This window comes from Caulobacter sp. SSI4214, from assembly GCF_012184455.1.
In the GTDB taxonomy this organism is placed as follows: Bacteria; Pseudomonadota; Alphaproteobacteria; order Caulobacterales; family Caulobacteraceae; genus Caulobacter; species Caulobacter vibrioides_E.
The window spans coordinates 43,006-64,018 of record NZ_SZWJ01000017.1; the positions used below are offsets into that span (position 1 = coordinate 43,006).

Here is a 21,013-nt window from a genome sequence, read left to right on the forward strand (position 1 = left end):
CGTGGTCGCCCTTTCTTTCCGGAGCGCGCTGGTGCTAGGCCATACGGCAAGAACCAGAAAAGCGTAGCGGGAGTTCGGACATGATCGGCAAGCTCAACCACGTCGGCGTCGCCACGCCGTCCATCGACGACTCGGTGAAAATGTACCGAGAGCTGCTTGGCGCCACCTCGGTGACCGAGAAGTGGGCGATGCCGGAGCAGGGCGTCTGGGTCTGTTTCGTCAACCTGCCCAACAGCCAGATCGAGCTGATCGAGCCCTATGGCGAGAAGTCGCCGATCCACGGCTTCCTGGCCAAGAACCCCAAGGGCGGCCAGCATCACATCTGCTTCGAGGTCGAGAACATCCACGAGGCCCGCGATGACCTAGTCGCCAAGGGCGCGACCGTGCTGGGCGAGCCCCGCATCGGGGCCCACGGGACGCTGGTGATCTTCGTTCACCCAAAGGACATGGGCGGCATGCTGGTCGAGCTCATGGAAACGCCAAAGGACGCTCACTGATGAGCCCGATCACCTGGTTCGCCATTTATGTCACCATCTGGTGGACGGTGCTGTTCGGCATCCTGCCGCTAGGCGTTCGGAGTTTTCACGAGGCCGGCATTACGCCGCCGCCTGGCGTCGAGCCGGGCGCGCCGATCAATCCGAACCTGAAGCGCAAGTTCATCACCACCACCTGGGTCTCGGCGATCGTGTTCGCTGTGTTCTTCGCGGTGATCCAGTTCCATCTGGTGCGTTTGCCGGATCTTCCTGCCGCGGCATGACGTGCGAATGCACAAGCCTTGAGCGACGGGCGATCGATTTGCCCCCATTCGCTTAAGGCTTGGGCGATCGGCCCCAATGTCCGAGCTTTCACCGCAAGCGCGTGCCCCAACACCGGTTCGGTCGGTAAGGTGACTTCAGGAGATCGGCCTTGCCGGTCTCGCTCTGTGGCGTCTTCCCCGACGATGACTGACAAGGCCGCGCGGCGATCCGCGCGGCCTCTCTTTTTCTCGCGACGGAGCCTTACTTTGGCCCGAAGCGCGACCGCAGAAAGTGGATGCCCGTTTCTGCGATAGTCGCGCTTCCATGCTTGAAGGGACGAGCCTGCTGATCCGGTTCAGATCAAAGATCTGAACCGGGCGGGCTCTACCGCGTTGCCAAGCTCACGGGCGAGGGGCTATCTCAGGCCCTTCTCGAATTCCCGGAGTTTCCAAGCTGATGCGCCTGTCGCGCTATTTCCTGCCGGTGCTGAAGGAAGCGCCGTCCGACGCCCAGATCGTTTCGCACCAGTTGATGCTCCGCGCCGGCATGATCCGCCAGGAGGCGGCGGGCATCTACGCCTGGCTGCCGCTGGGCCTGCGGGTCCTGAACAAGATCGAGCAGATCGTCCGTGAGGAAATGGATCGCGCCGGCGCCATCGAACTCTTGATGCCGACCATCCAGCTGGCCGACCTGTGGCGCGAGAGCGGTCGCTACGACGACTACGGCGACGAGATGCTGCGCATCACCGACCGCCACAAGCGCGAGCTGCTGTTCGGTCCGACGGCCGAGGAAGTCGTCACCGACATCTTCCGCGCTTCGATCAAGAGCTACAAGGACCTGCCCAAGAACCTCTACAACATCCAGTGGAAGTTCCGGGACGAGCGCCGCCCGCGCTTTGGCGTGATGCGCGGCCGTGAGTTCTTTATGAAGGACGCCTACAGCTTCGACCTCGACGCCGAAGGCGCGCGCAAGTCCTACAACCGCATGTTCGTGGCCTATCTGAACCTGTTCGCGCGGATGGGCCTGAAAGCCGTGCCGATGCGGGCCGACACCGGTCCGATCGGCGGCGACCTTTCCCACGAGTTCATCGTTCTGGCCGAGACCGGCGAAAGCGCCGTCTTCTGCCATAAGGACCTGGTCGAGATGCCGGCCCCCGGTCCCGACCTCGATTGGATCGACGGCGACCTGCAGCCGCTGGTGAACCAGCGCACGGCGCTCTACGCCGCGACCGAGGAGATGCACGACGAGGCCGCTTTCAACGCCCTGCCGGAAGACGATCGCCTGTCGGCGCGCGGCATCGAGGTCGGCCACATCTTCTCGTTCGGCACGAAGTACTCCGAGCCGATGAAGGCCACGGTCCAAGGCCCCGACGGCCAGCAGGTTCCGGTCCAGATGGGCAGCTATGGCGTCGGCGTCTCGCGTCTGTTGGGCGCGATCATCGAGGCCAGCCATGATAAGGGCGGCATCATCTGGCCGGAAAGCGTCGCGCCGTTCGATGTGGGCATCGTCAACATGCGACAGGGCGACGCCGCCTGCGACGAGGTCTGCGACAAGGCCTATGCGGCGCTGAAGGCCGCCGGCAAGGACGTGCTTTACGACGACACCGACGCCCGGGGCGGCGCCAAGTTCGCCACCATGGACCTGATCGGCCTGCCTTGGCAGCTGATCGTCGGCCCGAAGGGCGTCGCCGAGGGCGTGGTCGAGCTGAAGAACCGCAAGACCGGCGAGCGGCAAAGCGCGTCGCTCGACGCCGTCCTCGAACAGCTCGTCAAGGGTAAGACCGCCTGATGCCAGACGTCCGCGCCGCCGGTCCCTTCAGTCGCTGGGAGCGCTCGGTCGCTCGGCGATACCTGTTCGCCAAGCGCAAGAACGGCGGTGTGGCGCTGATCTCGGTCATCTCGTTCTGCGCGGTGATGCTGGCGGTCTTCGCCTTGATCACCGTGATGAGCGTCATGAACGGCTTCCGCGCCGAGCTCCTGGGGCGGATTCTCGGCTTCAACGGGCATCTCTATGCTCAGTCGCCGCTGATCAACGGCCCCGACCGGGACACCATCATCCGGCGGATCCAGGCCGCCCCGGGCGTGATCCAGGCCGCGCCGATGGTCGAGGCCCAGGCCATGGTCATCGGTCCGACCCAGGTGACCGGCGCGATCGTGCGCGGGGTGACGACGTCGGACCTGCGGCACATGTCGCTGATCTCGGGCAACATCAAACAGGGCTCGATCAGCGGTTTTGGCCAGGGCGAGTACGGCGGCGAGATTGTCCTGATCGGCGACCGCATGGCCCAGAGCCTGGGGGTGAAGCCGGGCGACGCCATCACCCTGATCTCGCCGACTGGTCCCGCGACGGCCTTCGGCAGCTCGACCCGGGAAAAGAACTACATCGTCGGCGGTATTTTCAGCGTCGGCATGAGCCAGTTTGACGAGGCCTTCGTCTACATGCCGCTGGAGCAGGCTCAGCTGTTCTTCGGCCGGGACACGTCGATCGACTATGTCGAGATCAAGGTCGACGACCCCGACAAGGCCAAGGATTACAAGCACGCGGTCGAGGTGGCGTCTGGTCCCGGCGCGCTCGTCACCGACTGGGTCGACAAGAACCACAGCTACTTCACCGCGCTTCAGGTGGAGCGGAAGGTGATGCGGCTGATCCTGTTCTGCATCGTGGCCATCGCCACGCTGAACATCATTTCCAGCCTGGTCATGCTGGTGAAGAACAAGGGCAAGGACATCGCCATCCTGCGCACCATGGGCGCCAGCCAGGGCGCGGTGCTGCGCATCTTCATCATGGCCGGGGCCTCGATCGGGGTGGCCGGCACCCTGTGCGGTCTGGCGTTGGGCGCGCTGTTCTGCACCTACATCACCCCGATCCAGAATTTCGTGGAATGGGCGACGGGGACCTCGGTGTTCAACGCCGATGTCTATATGCTTTCGCACATTCCGGCGAAGATCGACTGGACAGAGGTCGGCGGCATCGTCGCGATCTCGGCCCTGATGAGCGTGCTGGCGACCCTGCCGCCGGCCATGCGCGCCGCGCGCCTTGATCCAGTGGAGGCGCTGCGTTATGAGTGATCCTATCCTGGCCCTGCGCGGCGTCGAGCGCGTCTACAAGACCGAGGCCGGTCCGCTGCCGGTACTGCGCGGCGTCGATATCGACGTCTACCCGGGCGAGGTGGTGGGCCTGATCGGCCCCTCGGGCTCGGGCAAGTCGTCGCTGCTGCATTCGGCCGGGCTTCTGGAACGGCCGGACGGGGGGCTGGTGGCGCTGGAGGGGCGCGACTGCTCCAGGCTGTCCGAACGTCTACGCACGCGGATCCGCCTGGGCACGGTAGGCTTCGTCTATCAGTTCCATCATCTGCTGCCCGAGTTCACGGCGCTCGAGAACGTCGCCATGCCGCTGACCATCGCCGGCCGGCGACGGAAGGACGCCGAGGCGCGGGCGCGCGAGCTGCTGGAAGGCCTGGGTCTGGGGCATCGTTTGACCCACCAGCCAGCCCAGATGTCGGGCGGCGAGCAGCAGCGCGTCGCGATCGCCCGGGCCCTGGCCAACCATCCCAAGCTTTTGCTGGCCGACGAGCCGACGGGCAACCTCGATCCGGCCACCTCGGCGTCGGTGTTCCAGGCTCTTTATCAGGTCTGTCGGCAGCAAGGCGTCGCGGCCTTGATCGCCACGCATAATATGGAGCTGGCCCGCTATATGGACCGGGTGTTGGCCCTGAAGGACGGTCACCTCGTGGCCCAGACCTTCTAGATAGAAGCGGCCTGGGCGCGGTCTTCCTTCAGAGCAGCGCCCTTTTCATCGCGGCGAAAAAGCCGGCCTGGTCGATCTTTTTGATCACGCGGGCATTGGGCTCGCGCCGCTTCAGGGCTGGGTCGGCCACCTCGATATCCGGCAGGATCGCGTGGGAGACCGAAAGATAGCCCCGCGTCAGCTCGCCCATGGTCTCGACATCGACGACGCAGGTCTCGGCGTCGAGGATCAGGCGCTCGTCCAAAGCCAAGGCGCAGGTCAGGGCGTCGGGGTGAAGGCTTCCGTCCAGACCCTCGGTTTCGCGGGCGAAGGCGAGGGAGGCGCGGTTTACATCGGTGAAAAAGCGGGCCTTGTCGGTCCCCAGCGCTTCGAGCTCCGCCAGTTGGGCGGTGCTCCAGAGGCCGTCCCGCAGCGTCAGGGTCCAGGTCGAGATCGTCAGGTTGAAGCCGGCGTTGACCACGATCTTGGCGGCTTCGGGATCGACGTAGAAATTATACTCGGCCGCCGGCGTGACGTTGCCAACGCCGTTGTCCGTCCCGCCCATGATCCAGAGATGCTTTAGCGCCTTGGCGATCCGGGGCTCGCGCAGATAGGCGAGGGCGATGTTGGTCAGCGGGGCCTGGGCGATGAGGGTGATTTCGCCGGGCGCGGCCATGATCCGACGCACCAGCTCATCGACCGCGTGACCGTCGGCGGGCCGCTGGGCGGTCCTGGCGAAGCCGCTGTCGCTCATGCCGTCCTTGCCGAAGACGTAGGCGGCGTCCAGCGGCGCGCGGCTGAACGGCCCCTGCGCGCCCAGATAGACCGGGACCTCGCCGGCCCGGCCGCACATCTCCAGCGTAATCAGGGCGTTCTCGGCGTGCTGGTCGAAGCCGACATTGCCATGGGCGATCGTGATCGCCTCCACGGACACGCCGGGGCGGGTCAGGGCCAACATCAGCGAAAAGACGTCGTCGCCGGCGGTGTCGGTGTCGATGATCAAGCGCATGGCGTTGATCTGAACCGATCCGGCGCGCTTGGCCATAGGTCCGTGGCTTTGGACCGTGAACCGTTCACCGAACGCCCAAGGAAAATGCGGTGAAGATCGCTGGAACATCTTGTGAACGGAACAAAAGCGGAATATGGAACGAAACGAGAAAGTTGTGGAGGTTCCGATGATCCGTATCGCCCGTGAGTCTTTGGCCCTTGTGTCGGTCGTCGGCTTCGTCTGGATGATGTGTTCGGTGGCTCAGCTGGTGGCCTGAGTCGTGTAGGCGCGGAGAAACGGTGATGGCGGACGCGGAAGGGCAGAATTTCGTCCACCTGCGCGTTCGCTCGGCCTATTCGCTGCTCGAAGGCGCCATCAAGGCGGACCAGATCGGCAAGCTGGCCGCCGCGGCAGGTATGCCGGCCGCCGGGATCGCCGACCGCGCTAATCTCTTCGGGGCGCTTGAATATTCGTCCTACGCCAAGGACGCCGGGGTCCAGCCGATCATTGGCTGCGCCATTCCCGTCACCGGCATCGGCGGCGGTCCGACCGAACGCTGGGCGCGCGCCCCGACGGTCGTGTTGCTGGCCCAGAACGAGCAGGGCTACCTAAACCTCTCGGAACTGTCGTCGATTGCCTATCTCGATAGCGCCGAGCTGCCCGAACCGGTCGTGCCGTGGGACAAGGTCGCCGCCTATAGCGAGGGGCTGATCCTGCTATCGGGGGGTACGGATGGGCCGGTTGACGCCCTGTTCGCCGCCGGCAAGACCGCGGAGGCCTCGGCCGCCCTGGCCGAGATGCACAGGGCATTCGGCGACCGCTTCTATGTCGAGCTGCAGCGGCACGGCTTGCCCAAGCAGGCGGCCGCCGAACCGGGCCTGGTGAACTGGGCCTACGACAATGACGTGCCGCTGGTCGCCACCAACGACGTCTATTTCGCCAAGGAAGGCTTCTACGACGCGCACGACGCGCTGCTTTGCATCGCCGACGGGGCGTTTGTCGGCCAGGACGAACGCCGTCGCGTCACGCCGGAGCACTGGTTCAAGCCCGCGGCGGACATGCGCAAGTTGTTTTCCGATCTGCCGGAAGCCTGCGACAACACCCTCGATATCGCCCGGCGTTGCGCCTTCATGGTGCACAAGCGCGCGCCCATCCTGCCCAGCTTCCCGACGGGCGACGGCCGCAACGAGGCCGAGGAACTGCGTCACCAGGCCAAGGAAGGCCTGAAGATGCGGCTTGACGGTCTGACCCTGTCGGCGCCCGAGGAGGAGTATTGGAAGCGGCTCGAGTTCGAACTCGGCATCATCGAAAAGATGGGGTTCCCGGGCTACTTCCTGATCGTTTCGGACTTCATCAAATGGGGCAAGGCTCATGGTATCCCCGTCGGCCCTGGACGGGGTTCCGGCGCGGGGTCCCTGGTCGCCTGGGTCCTGACCATCACCGATCTGGACCCGCTGCGCTTTGGTCTGCTGTTCGAGCGCTTCCTCAATCCCGAGCGGGTTTCGATGCCCGACTTCGACGTCGACTTCTGCCAGGAGCGGCGCGAAGAGGTGATCTCCTACGTGCAGGAGAAATACGGCCGCGACCGCGTGGCCCAGATCATTACCTTCGGCTCGCTGCAGGCCCGCGCCGTGCTGCGCGACGTGGGCCGGGTGATGCAGTTGCCGTTGGGCCTGGTGGATCGTCTTTGCAAGATGGTGCCCAACAATCCGGCCGCGCCCGTGACTCTGGCCCAGGCCATCGATATCGAGCCGCGTCTGAAGCAGGCTAAGAAGGAAGACGCCAACGTCTCGGCCTGCCTGGATGTGGCGCTGCAGCTGGAGGGCCTGTTCCGCAACGCCTCGACCCACGCCGCCGGCGTGGTGATCGGCGACCGGCCGCTGACCCAACTGACGCCGCTCTATAAGGATCCGCGCTCGGATCTGCCCGCCACCCAGTTCAACATGAAGTGGGTCGAGAGCGCGGGGCTGGTGAAGTTCGACTTCCTGGGCCTGAAGACCCTGACCGTGCTGGACCGGGCGGTGAAGCACCTGAAGAAGCGCGGCTTCGAGATCGATCTGGGCAAGCTGCCGTTCGACGACGCCAAGACCTACGAACTGCTGGCCTCGGGCCAGACGGTCGGCGTGTTCCAGCTTGAAAGCCAGGGGATGCGCGACACCCTGCGTAAGATGCGCTGCGGCTCGATCGAGGAGATCACCGCGCTGATCTCGCTGTATCGCCCCGGCCCGATGGACAACATCGACACCTTCGTCGACTGCAAGTTCGGTCGCAAGCCGGTCGACACGCTCCACCCCTCGCTGGAGACGGTGCTGAAGGAGACCTACGGCGTCATCGTCTACCAGGAACAGGTGATGCAGATCGCCCAGATCCTGGCGGGCTATAGTCTGGGCGAAGCCGACCTGCTGCGGCGCGCCATGGGCAAGAAAAAGAAGGAGGAGATGGATCTTCAGAAGATCCGTTTCGTCTCCGGCGCCAAGGAAAAGGGTGTTCCCGAGGAGCAGTCGGGATCGATCTTCGAACTGGTGGCCAAGTTCGCCGGCTACGGCTTCAACAAGTCGCACGCCGCCGCCTATGCGTTCATCTCGTACCAGACGGGCTGGCTGAAGGCGAACACCCCGGTCGAGTTCTTCGCGGCCTCGATGAGCCTCGATTTGTCGAACACCGACAAGCTGGCGGTCTTCCATCAGGACGCGCGCAAGTTCGACGTCACCGTGCGCGCGCCCGACATCAATCTTTCCGGCGCCGACTTCGAAGTCGAGAACGGCGAGGTGCTCTACGCTCTGGGCGCGATCCGCAATGTGGGTCTCGAGGCGATGAAGCATCTGGTCGCGGTGCGCGAGGAGGGTGGGCCATTCCGCGACATCTTCGACTTCGTCGAGCGGATCGATCCGCGCCAGGTCAACAAGCGCGCGATCGAAAACCTGGCCCGGGCCGGCGCCTTCGATTCGATCCACAAGAACCGCGCCCAGATCGTGGCCTCCGCCGACGTCCTGATCGCTCATGCTCAGAGCTGTCACGCCGATCGCCAGGGCGGGCAGGGGGGATTGTTCGGTTCCGACCCGAGCGCCGGGCGTCCGCGTCTCGCCAAGACCGAGAACTGGAACCAGGTCGACCTGCTGGACGAGGAGTTGTCGGCGGTCGGTTTCTACCTGACGGGTCACCCTCTGGAGGACATGGTCGGGCCGCTGCGTCGCAAGCGCACGGTGATGTTCGCCGAGGCCGTGGCCCAGGCCGAGGCCGGCATGGAGGCCTTCCGCATGTGCGGGGTGGTGCGTCGCCGTCAGGAGCGCGCATCGCAGAGCGGCGAGAAGTTCGCCTTCGTCTCGCTGTCGGATCCCACCGGCGAATATGAGGTGCTGTTCCCGCCGGAGTCCCTGCGCAAATGTCGCGACACGCTGGAGCCGGGCAAGGCCGTGGCCATCAAGGTCCGCGCCAAGGCTCGCGACGGCGAGGTCCGCTTCTTTGGCGACGACGCCGAGCCGATCGAAAAAGCCATCGAGAACGTCGTGGCGGGCCTGCGCGTGCACCTGTCGCCCAGCGCCGCCGAGATCGAGGCCCTCAAGCGGCGGCTCGAACCGGCTCAATCCCAGAAGGGCGGCGAGGTGACCTTCGTCGCCGCGATTGGAGGCGGTCGAGAGATCGAACTGCGCCTTCCAGGCCGCTACGCGCTCGACGCCTCGCTGCGCGGCGCGCTGAAGACCGCGCCGGGCGTCGCCTTACTGGAGGACGTCTAGGAATTTATTCCTAGTTTCGCGGGGCGCCGGAGGTCTTTGTCGTGGCGCTGCTTTCACGTCATCAGGGCTGCGGATCTGGAACGTCCAAGGGGCAGGCTTGGGCGAAGGCTAGCACCGCAGCTGGCGATCTCGCTCGGCGGCGCGCGGAGATCGTCAGCCTAGAGCCTTATCCGCTCGAATGGAATCATTCGAGCGGATAAGGCTCTAAATCAAACATTTAGAGCGTGATAGCCGCCGAAACCGCTTACACTTTCGGCTATCACGCTCTAAAGCGAAGAAGCCCGAGAGCGACCGGGCTACGGCGCTACCAAGCCGCCGCGCGTCCGTTCAGCAAGCCCGCGCGGAACAGGCGTCGTTCCGCCGCCTTGCCGCCCTTGACGATCACCGGGCGTTCGGCGCCGCGCAGCAGCGGGAGGTCGTCGAGGCTGTCGGTATAGGCGTAGGTCCAGCGGGCGCCGTGGCCGGCTTCGGCCAGAGCCTGGCATTTGCGTTGATGCCGGCAGTGAACATCCGCGACCCAGCCGCCGCCGCGGCGCTTCAGCGACGTACCCAACACCTCGATGGGATGACCCAGCGGGCCGATCAGGGCCTCCGCCAGAAGCGCGGGAGCGGCGGTGACCACGACGACGCGGTCGCCGCGTGTCAGATGCTCATTCAAGGTGGCCAGACCGCCCGCGCGCCAGGTGAGCTTGCTCTCGCCGGCCCTGAACGCCTCGCCAAAGCGATTGAGCGAGGCGCGGAGGTCCTTCTCCCGCAGACCGAAGGTGGCGATCCACAGGAGAACCGAGGCGCCGGCGCGGCGCGTGCGGGGGATGGCGACCATGGGACCCGCGATCGGGGCCGCGGCCAGGGCGAGCAGGGCGCGCAGCGGCGACCGGCGCACGCGCTCCCAAAGCCAGATCCCCGTGGAGTCGCCGTCCAGAAGGGTGCCGTCGAGATCGAAGACCGCAAGCATTGAACCCGTCCTCCAAGCGCCGCCCCTCGCGAGGCTCCGCGATTGAGACACGTCCGTGTGTAAGTCTCGCGAAGGTCTCGTCCACGAACCGTGGAAAGATCGTCGCGCCTTGGACGCCTCGTGAGGAAGACGCCATGCCCGCGCGATCGCCTCATCGGTCATTTCGTCGCCGGGTGAACGCGGCTTCGGGGCTTGCTTTTTCTCCGCCAAGCGACTATCTGCGCGCCCATTCCACACGCGGATGTTCGTCGTCGCCGGGGAGAAATCCCGGCCTCGCCGTTCCGGTCCCGCTCCAGAATGGTCTGGATCGGGGTGTCCGCGGAGGTTCAACCGGAAAAAGGACAAAGGCCCGATGTCTCTTCCCGAATTCTCCATGCGTCAGCTCCTGGAAGCCGGCGCCCACTTCGGCCACCAGACGCACCGCTGGAACCCGAAGATGGACCGCTACATCTTCGGCTCGCGCTCGAACATCCACATCATCGACCTGTCGCAGACGATCCCGCTGCTGCACCAAGCCCTGGTGAAGGTCCGTGAAGTCGCCGCCGCCGGCGGCCGCGTGCTGTTCGTCGGCACCAAGCGTCAGGCCAGCGACCCGGTCGCCACGGCCGCCAAGCGCTGCGCCCAGTACTATGTGAACCACCGCTGGCTCGGCGGCACCCTGACCAACTGGCGCACCGTCTCGGGCTCGATCGCTCGTCTGCGCGAACTGGAAGGCGTCCTGGCCGGCGAAGCTCAAGGTCGTTCCAAGAAGGAACTGCTGCAGCTGACCCGCGAGCGCGACAAGCTGGAGCTGTCGCTGGGCGGCATCAAGGACATGGGCGGCATCCCCGACATCATGTTCGTGATCGACACCAACAAGGAAGCGATCGCGATCCTGGAAGCCCGCAAGCTGAACATCCCGGTCGTCGCCATCCTCGACACCAACTGCGATCCGGACGGCATCACCTATCCGATCCCGGGTAACGACGACGCCGCTCGCGCCCTGCAGCTGTACTGCGACCTGATCGCCGACGCCGTCCTGGACGGTCTGGCCGCCGGTCAAGCCGCCTCGGGCGTCGACCTGGGCGCTTCGGTCGCCCCGGTCGAGCCGGCCCTGGCTCGCGAATTGGCTCCGGAAGCTCCGGAAGCCGCCGCGGAATCGGCCGAGGCCTGATTTTCCACGTGTTCCGGCCCGGACGTTCGTCCGGGATCGGGACCGTCGCGACCCTGACATGCGACCGGGCTAACAAGCTCGGTCGCATACGCATTGAGACCGCGGCGGGCTGAAGGCCCGATCGCCAACCGTTTGAATCTGGAGATACTCGATGGCTGAGATCACCGCCGCCCTCGTCAAGGAACTGCGCGAAAAGTCCGGCGTCGGCATGATGGACTGCAAGAAGGCGCTGGCCGAGAACAACGGCGACATCGAAGCCTCCATCGACTGGCTGCGCGCCAAGGGCCTGTCCAAGGCCGCCAAGAAGGCCGACCGGGCCGCCGCCGAAGGTCTGGTGGCGATCGCCGTCGCCGATCAGGGCGCGGGTGAAACCGCCGCCGCCGTCGAAGTGAACGCCGAAACCGACTTCGTGTCGCGCAACGACCTGTTCCAGAGCGCGGCCCGTCAGATCGCTGGCGCGGCCCTGGCCACCGACGGTTCGATCGAAGCCATCACGGCCGCGAAGCTCGCCGGCGGCGAGACCGTTCAGGACCACCTGACCAACCTGATCGCCACGATCGGCGAGAACATGATGGCCCGCCGCGCCGCCAAATGGACGGTCGATACGGGCGTCGTCGCCTCGTACATCCACAACGCCACCGCTCCGGACCTGGGCCGCATCGGCGTGCTGGTCGCGCTGGAGTCGGCTGGCGACAAGGCCGCCCTACGCGAACTGGGCCGCAAGATCGCCATGCACGTCGCCGCGACCGCGCCGCTGTCGCTGTCGCCGGACGATCTGGACCCGGCCGCGATCGAGCGTGAAAAGGCCGTCTTCACCGAACAGGCTCTGGAATCGGGCAAGCCGGCCGCGGTCGTCGAGAAGATGATCGAGGGCCGTATCCGCAAGTTCCTGGAAGAAGTCGTGCTGTTGAAGCAGGCCTTCGTCATGAACCCCGACCAGACCGTCGAGCAACTGGTCGCCGAAACCGCCAAGACCCTGGGTTCGCCGATCACGGTGAAGGGCTTCACCCGTCTGGCTCTGGGCGAAGGCGTGGAAAAGAAGCAGGACGACTTCGCCGCCGAAGTCGCCTCGATGACCGGCCAAGCCTAAAGCCAAGCGGCGGGAGCCTAGGCTCCCGGCCGGATATCGAGGGCGCGGCGCGTTCTAGACGCGCGCCGCGCCCTTTTTGCGCCCGCCGCGCCGCGACGCCGCGCCGGTTGGCAAAACCCATCCCACTTCTGTAGAACGCACGTAAAGTGCGTGCCGACGACTCAGGAATAGCGGTCCAATGTCCGATACCAGCGCACCTCAGAAATACCGCCGCATCCTGCTGAAAGTGTCGGGCGAGGTCCTGATGGGCGACACGCCCTATGGGATCGACACCAACACCGTCCAGGCCGTGGCCGAGGACGTGGCCGAGATCGTCAAGTCGGGCGTCGAGCTTTGCCTGGTGATCGGCGGCGGCAACATCTTCCGCGGCATGGCTGGCGCGGCCAAGGGCATGGAACGGTCCAGCGCCGACTACATGGGCATGTTGGCCACGGTGATGAACGCCCTGGCCATGCAGGACGCGCTCGAGCGGATCGGCGTTCAGACTCGCGTGCAGTCGGCCATTCCGATGGCCACGGTCTGCGAGCCCTACATCCGCCGCCGCGCCCAGCGTCACCTCGAGAAGGGGCGCGTGGTCATCTTCGCCGCGGGCACGGGCAATCCGTTCTTCACCACCGATACGGCCGCGGCCCTGCGCGCGGCCGAGATGCAATGCGACGCCCTGCTGAAGGGCACCAGCGTCGATGGCGTCTACACGGCCGATCCGAAGAAGGATCCGACCGCCCAGCGCTACGACCGACTGAGCTACATGGATGTCCTGGCCAAGGACCTGCGGGTCATGGACGCCTCGGCCGTCGCCCTCATGCGCGACAGCAACATTCCGATCGTGGTCTTCTCGATCAAGGGACGCGGCAATCTGCTGGGCGTCCTGAGAGGCGAGGGGACCTACACCGTGGTCGCCGCCGACCGCGCCGCCTAAATTCTAGAGCAGTGGCCCGTCCCCGAGGGACGGGCGGCAAAAAGCGAGGAGAGCCTCATGGCCGCCGCCGAAAAACCCGTCCTGTCGCGCTACCGCGATCGCATGGACAAGGCTATCGCCGCCCTGAAGGAGGAGTTCGGGTCCCTGCGCACTGGCCGCGCCTCGGCCAGCCTGCTGGACCAGGTGATGGTCGAGGCTTATGGCTCGACGACGCCGCTGAACGCGGTGGCCTCGATCAGCGTGCCCGAGCCTCGCCAGATCAGCGTCAGCGTCTGGGATCGCGGCGTCGTGGTCTCGGTCGAGAAGGCCATCCGCGCCGCCGGTCTGGGCCTCAATCCGGTCGTCGAAGGCCAGAACCTGCGTATTCCGATCCCGCCGCTCACCGAGGAGCGCCGCAAGGATCTCTCGAAGATCGCCGGCAAGTACGCCGAGCAGCAGAAGATCGCCGTCCGCAACGTTCGCCGCGACGCCAACGACGACCTGAAAAAGGCCGAGAAGGACAACGCGATCGCCGAGGACGAGCGCAAGAAGATGGAAACCGAGGTCCAGAAGATGACCGACGAGGCCATCAAGCGCATCGACGAGGCCTTGAAAATCAAGGAACAAGAGATCATGCAGGTCTAATCGTCCTCCCTGTGGGATTTGGGGGAGAGGACGAGGGAAGGTTGAAGCGAATGCCGCCGACCACGGGCCTGCAGGACGTTTCGGCGCGCGCCGGGGGCGACGCGTCGGAGCCGCGTCTGCACGTGGCCATTATCATGGATGGCAACGGGCGCTGGGCCAAGCGGCGGGGGATGCCGCGCGTTCTGGGGCATCGCGCCGGGGTCAACGCCCTGAAGCGCACCGTCGAGGGCGCTCAGGCCCAGAATGTTGGCGTGCTGACGGTTTTCGGTTTTTCCACGGAGAACTGGCGCCGGCCCGCGCACGAGGTCTCGGAGCTGATGAAGCTGCTGAAGGCCTATGTCGAATCGGATCTGGAGCGTCTGGCGGCGGCGGGCGTGCGCGTGCGCATCATCGGCCGCCGCACCGGCTTGCCGGCCGATATCGCCGAAATCATCGAGCGGGCCGAGCGTCGCACGGCGGGCAACAGCGAATTCGTTCTGCAGGTGGCCTTCAACTATGGAGGCCAGGCCGACATCACCGACGCGGCGCGCGCCTTCGCCGAAATGGTCGAGCGGGGCGAGGCTCGGGCCAGCGACCTGACCGAGGCGACGTTCGAGCGCTTTCTGTCGACGGCCGCCGCGCCGCCGCCGGATCTGATCGTCCGCACCAGCGGCGAGCGCCGAATCTCGAACTTCCTCCTCTGGGATTGCGCCTACGCCGAACTGGTGTTCCAGGATGTGCTGTGGCCGGATTATGGTCCGGACGCCCTGGCCGCGGCCATCGCGGAGTATCGCGGCCGGGATCGACGTTATGGAGGGGTCGCGGCCGATGACGTCGCCGTCGCCGGCTAAGCGCTTCAACTGGGGCAATCTTCGAATGCGCGTGGTGTCTGCCACCGTGCTCGTGCCCATGGTCGTGGCCGCCGTATGGCTGGGCGGCTTCTGGTTCCTGGCTCTGGCGCTGGTCTGCGCGGCCCTGCTGGCGCGCGAGTGGGGCAAGATCAGCGCGCCCAAGTCGCCGAACGCGGTCGGCGCCGTGGTTGGCGTCTTCTGCGCCATCGCCATCGTCGCGGCCTTTCTGCACAACTTCCTGCTGGCCTGGTCCGTCGTTCTGGTCGGCGCCTTTCTAGCGGGGTTGATCGCGCGGGGCGCGGTCGAGCGTCGCGCCGACGCGGCATATGGCGTGGTCTATATCGCGCCGGCGGTGATCGCCCTGGTCTGGGTGCGGTCGCTGGAGTTCGGACTTTGGTGGACGCTGCTGCTGTTCGTCGTGACCTGGTTCGCCGACATTTTCGCCTATGTGGTGGGCAGCATCCTCAAGGGGCCGAAGCTTTGGCCCCGGATCTCGCCGAACAAGACCTGGTCGGGCTTCGTCGGCGGCCTCGTGGCGGCCACGATCGGCGCGGTGCTGGTGGCTCACTTCGCCCATCTGCGCCTGGTCTGGCCCGCGGCGGCGCTGATCGGCCTGTTGGGCGGCCTGGCCACGATGGCCGGTGATCTCTGGGAATCGATCCTCAAGCGCCGGTTCGGCGTCAAGGATAGCGGGGACATCATCCCTGGCCATGGCGGCCTTCTGGATCGTGTCGATGGCCTAATGTTCGCGGCGATCGTCATCGCCGCCATCCGGTTGGTCGATCATTTGAAATGGAACCACTGACCTTGGCCCGTAAGGTAGTGGTGCTGGGCTCGACCGGATCGATCGGCCTTTCCACGCTCAGCCTGTTCGAACAGTCCGGCGCGCCGGTCGAGATCCTGGCCCTGACGGCCGGGCGCAACGTCGAGCGCCTGATCGAGCAGGCCTTGCGCTGGCGGCCCCAGGTCGCGGTGATCGAGGACGAGACCAAGCTCGAAGCCCTTCGCGATGGGCTGGCGGGCACGGCGGTGCGCGCCGCCGCCGGCGCGGCCGCGGTCAGCGAGGCCGCCGCCATGGGCGCGGACTGGGTGATGTCGGCCATCGTCGGCGCGGCCGGCTTGGCGCCCACCCTGGCCGCCGCCCGCACCGGGGCGGTGATCGCCTTGGCCAACAAGGAAAGCCTCGTCTGCGCCGGTCCGGCTCTGCTGGCCATCGCCAAGGCCTCGGGCGGCTCGGTGATTCCCGTCGATTCCGAGCACTCGGCCATATTCCAGGTGTTGCAGCCCGACTGCGCCCATCGGGTCGCGCGGCTGATCCTCACGGCGTCTGGCGGACCATTCCGCGCGTGGGACAAGGCCGCCATGCGGGCCGCGACGCCGGAGCAGGCCATCGCCCATCCCAACTGGTCCATGGGCGCCAAGATTTCGGTCGATTCCGCGACGATGATGAACAAGGGGCTCGAGATGATCGAGGCCTCCTACCTGTTCGCAACGCCCGAAGACCGCGTCGATGTCGTGATCCATCCCCAGTCCGTCATCCATAGTCTGGTGGAGTACGCCGACGGTTCGACCCTGGCCCAGCTGGGGCCGCCGGACATGCGCGCGCCGATCGCCTGCGCCTTCGCCTGGCCGGATCGCCTGCCGTGGCCGGCCCCGCGCCTAGACTTGGCCGCCTATGGCCAACTGACCTTCGAATCGCCGGACCTGGACCGGTTCCCGGCGATCGGCATCGCCCGCGAATCCCTGCGTCTGGGCGGCGGCGCGCCCACGGCGATGAACGCCGCCAACGAGGTCGCCGTGGCGGCCTTCCTTGACCGCCGGATTGGCTTTCTCGATATTGCCGCCGCTGTGGCGGGAACCCTCGAGCGTATGAACAGTCTTGGTGACCTGACCGCCGCGAATAATGACGACGCCGTCGAGGCGGCGATGCTGGTGGACGCCAGCGCTCGCCGCATTGCGGCCGAGGTTGTCGCGCAAAAGCATCGACGCTGATCCCCGGGGGCCCATGCTCGACATCCTGACCATCATTCTGTCCACGGTCGTGGTGCTCTCGATCGTGGTGACGATCCACGAGCTTGGCCACTTCTGGGCGGCCAAGGCGTGCGGCGTGGCGATCGATTGCTTCTCGATCGGCTTCGGTCCACCGCTGATGTCATGGCGCGACAAGCACGGCGTCGAGTGGCGCATCGCCTCGATCCCCCTGGGCGGCTATGTGCGGTTCTCGGGCGACGAGAACGCCGCCAGCGTGCCCGACCAGAACGATCTGGAGGCCATGAAGCGCGCGATCGTCTCGCGGGAAGGCGAGGGGGCTCTCAAGCGCTATTTCCATTTCAAGCCGGTGTGGCAACGCGCGATCATCGCCGCCGCGGGCCCCATGGCGAACTTCGTGCTGGCCATCGCGATCACGGCCGTCTTCCTAGTGCTGATCGGCAGCCAGCATGGCGCGGTGACGGTCAAGCGCGTGCTGCCCGCGACGCCCGCCGCCGCGTCGGGCCTGGCCGCCGGCGACCGCATCATCCGCGCCGACAGGACCGAGATCACCAGCGTTGGCGATCTGGTCAACTATGTTTCCCTGCGCGCCAACCTGCCGATCGACCTTACGGTGCTGCGCGCCGGCAAGCCGTTGCACATCGTCGTGACGCCCTCGCTGGTCGAGAACCGCGACGACATCCGCGGCAAGGTCAAGGAAGGCCGGATGGGCGCGGAGCTGGCCAGCATGGCCACGCTGCACAAGTCGACCGTCCTGTCGGCCATTCCCGACGCGACCGTCGAAGTGTGGGGCATGATCAAGACGATCAGCTTCTATCTTGGTCGTCTGGTGACGGGCCAGGTGCCCGCCGATCAGGTCAGCGGCATCATCGGCATCGGTCACACCGCCGGCGCCGTGGCCAAGGCCAGCACCGAGGGCGCGCCGAATTTCGCGATCATGTCGCTGCGCCTGCTGTTTAACTTCATGGTGTTGATCGCCAGCCTGTCGGTCAGCATCGGCTTCATGAACCTGCTGCCCATTCCGGTCCTCGATGGCGGCCATCTGCTGATGTACGCCTACGAAGCCATCGCCAAGCGTCCGCTGCGCGCGGACTTTCAGGCGGCCGGCTTCCGCGCGGGGCTTGCGTTGATCCTGGGTTTCATGCTGTTCGCGGCGTGGAACGACCTCAACCGCTACGACGTGTTCAAATTCATCGGCGGCCTGTTTACGTGAACAGCGCTCGCCCTCCGTCCATGATTGGTCACATGAACAAACTTCGCGCCCAAAGCGCCGCGTTCGCCACGGGTATGGCGCTTCTGCTCGGCTCGACCGCCTTGGTGGCCCCGGTGCAGGCCTTCGCCCAGGCCGCTCAGACCGGCGTGGTTCAGCGCATCGTGGTGCAAGGCAACGAGCGCATCGAGCAGGGGACGGTTCTGTCCTACTTGCCGATCCAGCCGGGCGACACCGTCGATCCCCAGCGCCTCGACCTGGCGCTGAAGACCCTGGCCCGCACCGATCTCTTCGCCGACGTGAAGATCGAGATGCAGGGCGGCGATCTCGTCGTGAAGGTCGTCGAGAATCCGATCATCAACCAGGTGGTCTTCGAGGGGAACTCTTCCCTGAAGGAAGACAAGCTGAAGGACGAGGTCCAGATCCGTCCGCGCGGCATCTTCACCCGCGCCAAGGTGCAGGCGGACGTTCAGCGCATCATCGAACTCTACCGCCGTTCGGGCCGTATCTCGGCGACCGTGACGCCCAAGGTCGTCGAACTGCCGCAAAAGCGCGTCGATCTGGTGTTCGAAATCAACGAAGGCCCCAAGAGCGGCGTGCTGGGGATCAACTTCCTGGGCAACAGCGAGTACTCGGACAACGACCTGCGCGACGTGGTCGTGACCAAGGAAAGCCGCTGGTACAAGTTTCTGACCAGCAACGATAACTACGATCCCGACCGGATCGAGTACGACCGCGAGCAACTGCGCAAGTTCTACCGCAACCGCGGCTATTTCGACTTCCGCGTCGTGTCGTCGGTGGCCGAGCTGGCGCCCGACAAGAACGGCTTCGCCGTCACCTACACCCTGGACGAGGGCCCGAAATACAAGTTCGGCAAGGTGACCGTCGAGACCGAGCTGAAGAAGCTGGACGGCAACCTGCTGGCTCAGATCCTGCCGATCCGCCAGGGGCAGCTCTATGAAGACGAGAAGATCGAGCAGGCCACCGACGCCCTGACCTTCGCGGCGGGCGCGGCCGGCTTCGCCTTCGTGGACGTGCGTCCGCGCTACGTGCCGAACCGCCAGACCAAGACCGTCGACGTGGTGTTCTCGGTGCGTGAAGGTCCGCGCGTCTATGTCGATCGCATCGATATCGTCGGCAACACCCGCACGCTGGACTACGTGGTCCGCCGCGAGTTGGAAGTGGCCGAGGGCGACGCCTACAACCGCGTGCTGGTCGACCGGTCGAAGAACAACATCCGCCGCCTCGGCTTCTTCAAGGACGTGACCATCGAGGACACGCCCGGCTCGGCGCCGGACCGCACCAACCTGCGCGTCAAGCTGGAAGAGCAGCCGACCGGCGAGCTGTCGTTCAGCGCGGGCTACAGCTCGGTCGACAAGCTGGTGCTGGACGTCGGCATCACCGAGCGAAACTTCCGCGGTCGCGGCCAGAACCTGCGGGCCCGCGTCTCGGTCGGTTCGCTGCGCCAACAGGTCGACTTCGGCTTCAGCGAGCCTCGCTTCCTGGGCCGCAACCTGGTCGCGGGCCTGAACCTCTACACCTTCCGCTACGACCTCTCGAACTACGCGGCCTATGACACCAAGTCGGTAGGCGGCGACGTGCGGCTGGGCTTCCCGCTGACCAACGACTCGTCGATGAACCTGCGCTACACGCTGCGTCGCGACCAGGTCAGCGTCGCCGACAACCTCTGCACCAGCGGCTCGGTCTCGCAGATCCTCTGCTTGCAGCGCGGCGCCTACATCACCTCGCTGGTGGGCTATGGCCTGCGTCTCGACAAGCGGAACGATCCGATCAACCCGACCCGCGGCTGGTTCGCCGACCTGAACCAGGACCTGGCGGGTCTGGCGGGCGACGTTCGCTATCTGAAGACCGAGGCCGACGCCGGCTGGTACTACGGCTTCACCAAGAGCCTCGTGTTCAGCTTCACCGGCTCGTTCGGCTATATCGAGGGCCTGGGCGGCGACAACGTCCGCATCAACGATCGCTTCTACAAGGGCGGCGACTCGTTCCGGGGCTTCGAGATCGCGGGTATCGGCCCGCGCGACATCTCGAGCACGAACAACTCGATGGGCGCGAAGATGTACGCCATCGGCACCGTCTCGCTGGACATTCCGACGTTCCTGCCCGAGCAGTACGGCATCAAGGCCGCCCTGTTCAGCGACTTCGGTACGGCCGGCCTGCTTGATGACGTGGACCGTCAGAAGTCGCCCGGCGTCTTCGACACCAACATCAAGGACAACCTGGGCCTACGTGCTTCGGCGGGTATCTCGATCGACTGGAAATCCCCCATGGGACCCATTCGATTCGATATCAGCCGCATTTTGGCCAAGGAAAGCTACGACCGAACCGAAACCTTCCGGTTCTCCACCTCCACAAGGTTCCAATAATCATGTCCAAGTTCCTGTCCGCGGCCGCTTCGAGCGTCGTCGCCCTCGCCATCGCGACCGCCGCCTCGGCCCAGACGGCTCCGGCGGCGGCCCCGGCCGCTCCGCCCGTGACCCATGGGCCGGCGATCACTGGCGTCTGCATCTTCTCGAGCCAGCGCGCCGTCGCCAGCTCGCTGGTCGGCAAGGCCGTCGACGCGCGTCTGAAGACCATCATCCAGCAGGTCAACGCCGAGCTGAACACCGAACGCACGGGCCTCGACAACGAAGCCAAGGCGCTGGACGCCAAGAAGGGCACGCTGGCCCAGGACGCCCTTGAGCAGCAAGCCGCCGCTCTGCAGGTCAAGGCCAACGCTTGGCAGCGCAAGGGCCAGCTGCGCCAAAAGGAAGTCGAAGCCACCGAGCAGAAGGCGCTGAATCGCGTCTATCAGGAACTCGACACCCCGATCCGCCAAGTCTACCAGTCGCAGAAGTGCAGCCTGCTGCTGGACCGTGAATCGGTGATGCTGGCCAATCCGGCCATGGACATCACGGACGCCGTGGTCGCCGCGCTCGACGCCCGCATCAAGACCCTGACCTTCGATCGCGAGCGTCTGGATCAGGCTCCGGTCGCCGGCGCCCTGCAACCGACCAACAAGTAAGCGAATCGTCTCCTTTAGGATTACCTAGGGGAA

Annotated in this window: 19 protein-coding genes; 17 read left to right on the top strand and 2 right to left on the bottom strand. The window is 65.7% G+C overall.

Translation table 11 applies throughout. The features are described from left to right. The first annotated feature begins 80 nt into the window (after window positions 1-80). The 5 genes from mce (at window position 81) to FCU40_RS07445 (ending at window position 4,484) form a co-directional block, all read left to right on the top strand. Window positions 81-497: a methylmalonyl-CoA epimerase gene (gene mce / locus FCU40_RS07425; protein ID WP_004615190.1), complete on the top strand. Its 417-nt coding sequence runs from the start codon at window positions 81-83 to the stop codon at window positions 495-497. Further along, window positions 497-757, top strand: coding sequence for a DUF1467 family protein (locus tag FCU40_RS07430; RefSeq protein WP_004615191.1), 261 nt, complete (start codon window positions 497-499; stop codon window positions 755-757). The genes mce and FCU40_RS07430 overlap by 1 nt, the downstream gene beginning before the upstream one ends. Window positions 758-1,193: 436 nt before the next feature. After that, a complete protein-coding gene (proS, locus tag FCU40_RS07435) occupies window positions 1,194-2,525 on the top strand; it encodes a proline--tRNA ligase (protein ID WP_168074051.1) in 1,332 nt (443 codons plus the stop codon). Further along, window positions 2,525-3,805: a lipoprotein-releasing ABC transporter permease subunit gene (locus FCU40_RS07440; RefSeq protein WP_168074053.1), complete on the top strand. Its 1,281-nt coding sequence runs from the start codon at window positions 2,525-2,527 to the stop codon at window positions 3,803-3,805. Before proS ends, FCU40_RS07440 begins: the two co-directional genes overlap by 1 nt. Beyond that, a complete protein-coding gene (locus FCU40_RS07445) occupies window positions 3,798-4,484 on the top strand; it encodes an ABC transporter ATP-binding protein (RefSeq protein ID WP_168074055.1) in 687 nt (228 codons plus the stop codon). Before FCU40_RS07440 ends, FCU40_RS07445 begins: the two co-directional genes overlap by 8 nt. A 28-nt stretch (window positions 4,485-4,512) precedes the next feature. Here the strand turns inward: FCU40_RS07445 and FCU40_RS07450 are convergent, their stop codons facing one another. Continuing rightward, entirely contained in the window at window positions 4,513-5,472 is a 960-nt protein-coding gene (locus FCU40_RS07450; protein WP_168074079.1) for a nucleoside hydrolase, read from the bottom strand. 166 nt (window positions 5,473-5,638) lie between these two features. On the opposite strand from FCU40_RS07450, the gene sidA reads away from it, so the two are divergent. Both sidA and dnaE read left to right on the top strand, forming a co-directional pair. After that, complete coding sequence (gene sidA / locus FCU40_RS07455; protein WP_004615196.1) at window positions 5,639-5,728, top strand: cell division inhibitor SidA; 90 nt, start codon at window positions 5,639-5,641, stop codon at window positions 5,726-5,728. A gap of 25 nt (window positions 5,729-5,753) precedes the next feature. Further along, window positions 5,754-9,185: a DNA polymerase III subunit alpha gene (gene dnaE / locus FCU40_RS07460; protein ID WP_168074057.1), complete on the top strand. Its 3,432-nt coding sequence runs from the start codon at window positions 5,754-5,756 to the stop codon at window positions 9,183-9,185. 304 nt (window positions 9,186-9,489) lie between these two features. Here dnaE and FCU40_RS07465 read toward each other — a convergent pair whose 3' ends face one another. Continuing rightward, window positions 9,490-10,140, bottom strand: a complete 651-nt coding sequence (locus FCU40_RS07465) for a haloacid dehalogenase-like hydrolase (protein WP_168074059.1) — start codon at window positions 10,138-10,140, stop codon at window positions 9,490-9,492. Window positions 10,141-10,492: 352 nt separating this feature from the next. On the opposite strand from FCU40_RS07465, the gene rpsB reads away from it, so the two are divergent. From rpsB to FCU40_RS07515, 10 genes are all read left to right on the top strand, one after another. Next, window positions 10,493-11,293 (top strand): 30S ribosomal protein S2, encoded by an 801-nt coding sequence (gene rpsB, locus FCU40_RS07470; protein ID WP_168074061.1) that lies wholly within the window; start codon window positions 10,493-10,495, stop codon window positions 11,291-11,293. A gap of 151 nt (window positions 11,294-11,444) precedes the next feature. Next, window positions 11,445-12,383: a translation elongation factor Ts gene (gene tsf / locus FCU40_RS07475; protein WP_168074063.1), complete on the top strand. Its 939-nt coding sequence runs from the start codon at window positions 11,445-11,447 to the stop codon at window positions 12,381-12,383. Between the two features lie 178 nt (window positions 12,384-12,561). Continuing rightward, window positions 12,562-13,302, top strand: coding sequence for a UMP kinase (gene pyrH, locus FCU40_RS07480; protein ID WP_004615202.1), 741 nt, complete (start codon window positions 12,562-12,564; stop codon window positions 13,300-13,302). Between the two features lie 57 nt (window positions 13,303-13,359). Beyond that, window positions 13,360-13,926: a ribosome recycling factor gene (frr, locus tag FCU40_RS07485; RefSeq protein ID WP_004615203.1), complete on the top strand. Its 567-nt coding sequence runs from the start codon at window positions 13,360-13,362 to the stop codon at window positions 13,924-13,926. Between the two features lie 50 nt (window positions 13,927-13,976). Beyond that, window positions 13,977-14,756: a polyprenyl diphosphate synthase gene (gene uppS / locus FCU40_RS07490; RefSeq protein ID WP_004615204.1), complete on the top strand. Its 780-nt coding sequence runs from the start codon at window positions 13,977-13,979 to the stop codon at window positions 14,754-14,756. Next, entirely contained in the window at window positions 14,716-15,561 is an 846-nt protein-coding gene (locus tag FCU40_RS07495) for a phosphatidate cytidylyltransferase (RefSeq protein WP_081612854.1), read from the top strand. The genes uppS and FCU40_RS07495 overlap by 41 nt, the downstream gene beginning before the upstream one ends. Further along, complete coding sequence (dxr, locus tag FCU40_RS07500; protein WP_168074065.1) at window positions 15,549-16,748, top strand: 1-deoxy-D-xylulose-5-phosphate reductoisomerase; 1,200 nt, start codon at window positions 15,549-15,551, stop codon at window positions 16,746-16,748. The genes FCU40_RS07495 and dxr overlap by 13 nt, the downstream gene beginning before the upstream one ends. A 13-nt stretch (window positions 16,749-16,761) precedes the next feature. Beyond that, window positions 16,762-17,958, top strand: coding sequence for a M50 family metallopeptidase (locus FCU40_RS07505; protein ID WP_168074067.1), 1,197 nt, complete (start codon window positions 16,762-16,764; stop codon window positions 17,956-17,958). Window positions 17,959-17,978: 20 nt separating this feature from the next. Beyond that, complete coding sequence (gene bamA, locus FCU40_RS07510) at window positions 17,979-20,342, top strand: outer membrane protein assembly factor BamA (protein ID WP_168074081.1); 2,364 nt, start codon at window positions 17,979-17,981, stop codon at window positions 20,340-20,342. A gap of 2 nt (window positions 20,343-20,344) precedes the next feature. Beyond that, window positions 20,345-20,980 (top strand): OmpH family outer membrane protein, encoded by a 636-nt coding sequence (locus FCU40_RS07515; protein ID WP_168074069.1) that lies wholly within the window; start codon window positions 20,345-20,347, stop codon window positions 20,978-20,980. The last annotated feature ends 33 nt before the right edge of the window (window positions 20,981-21,013 follow it).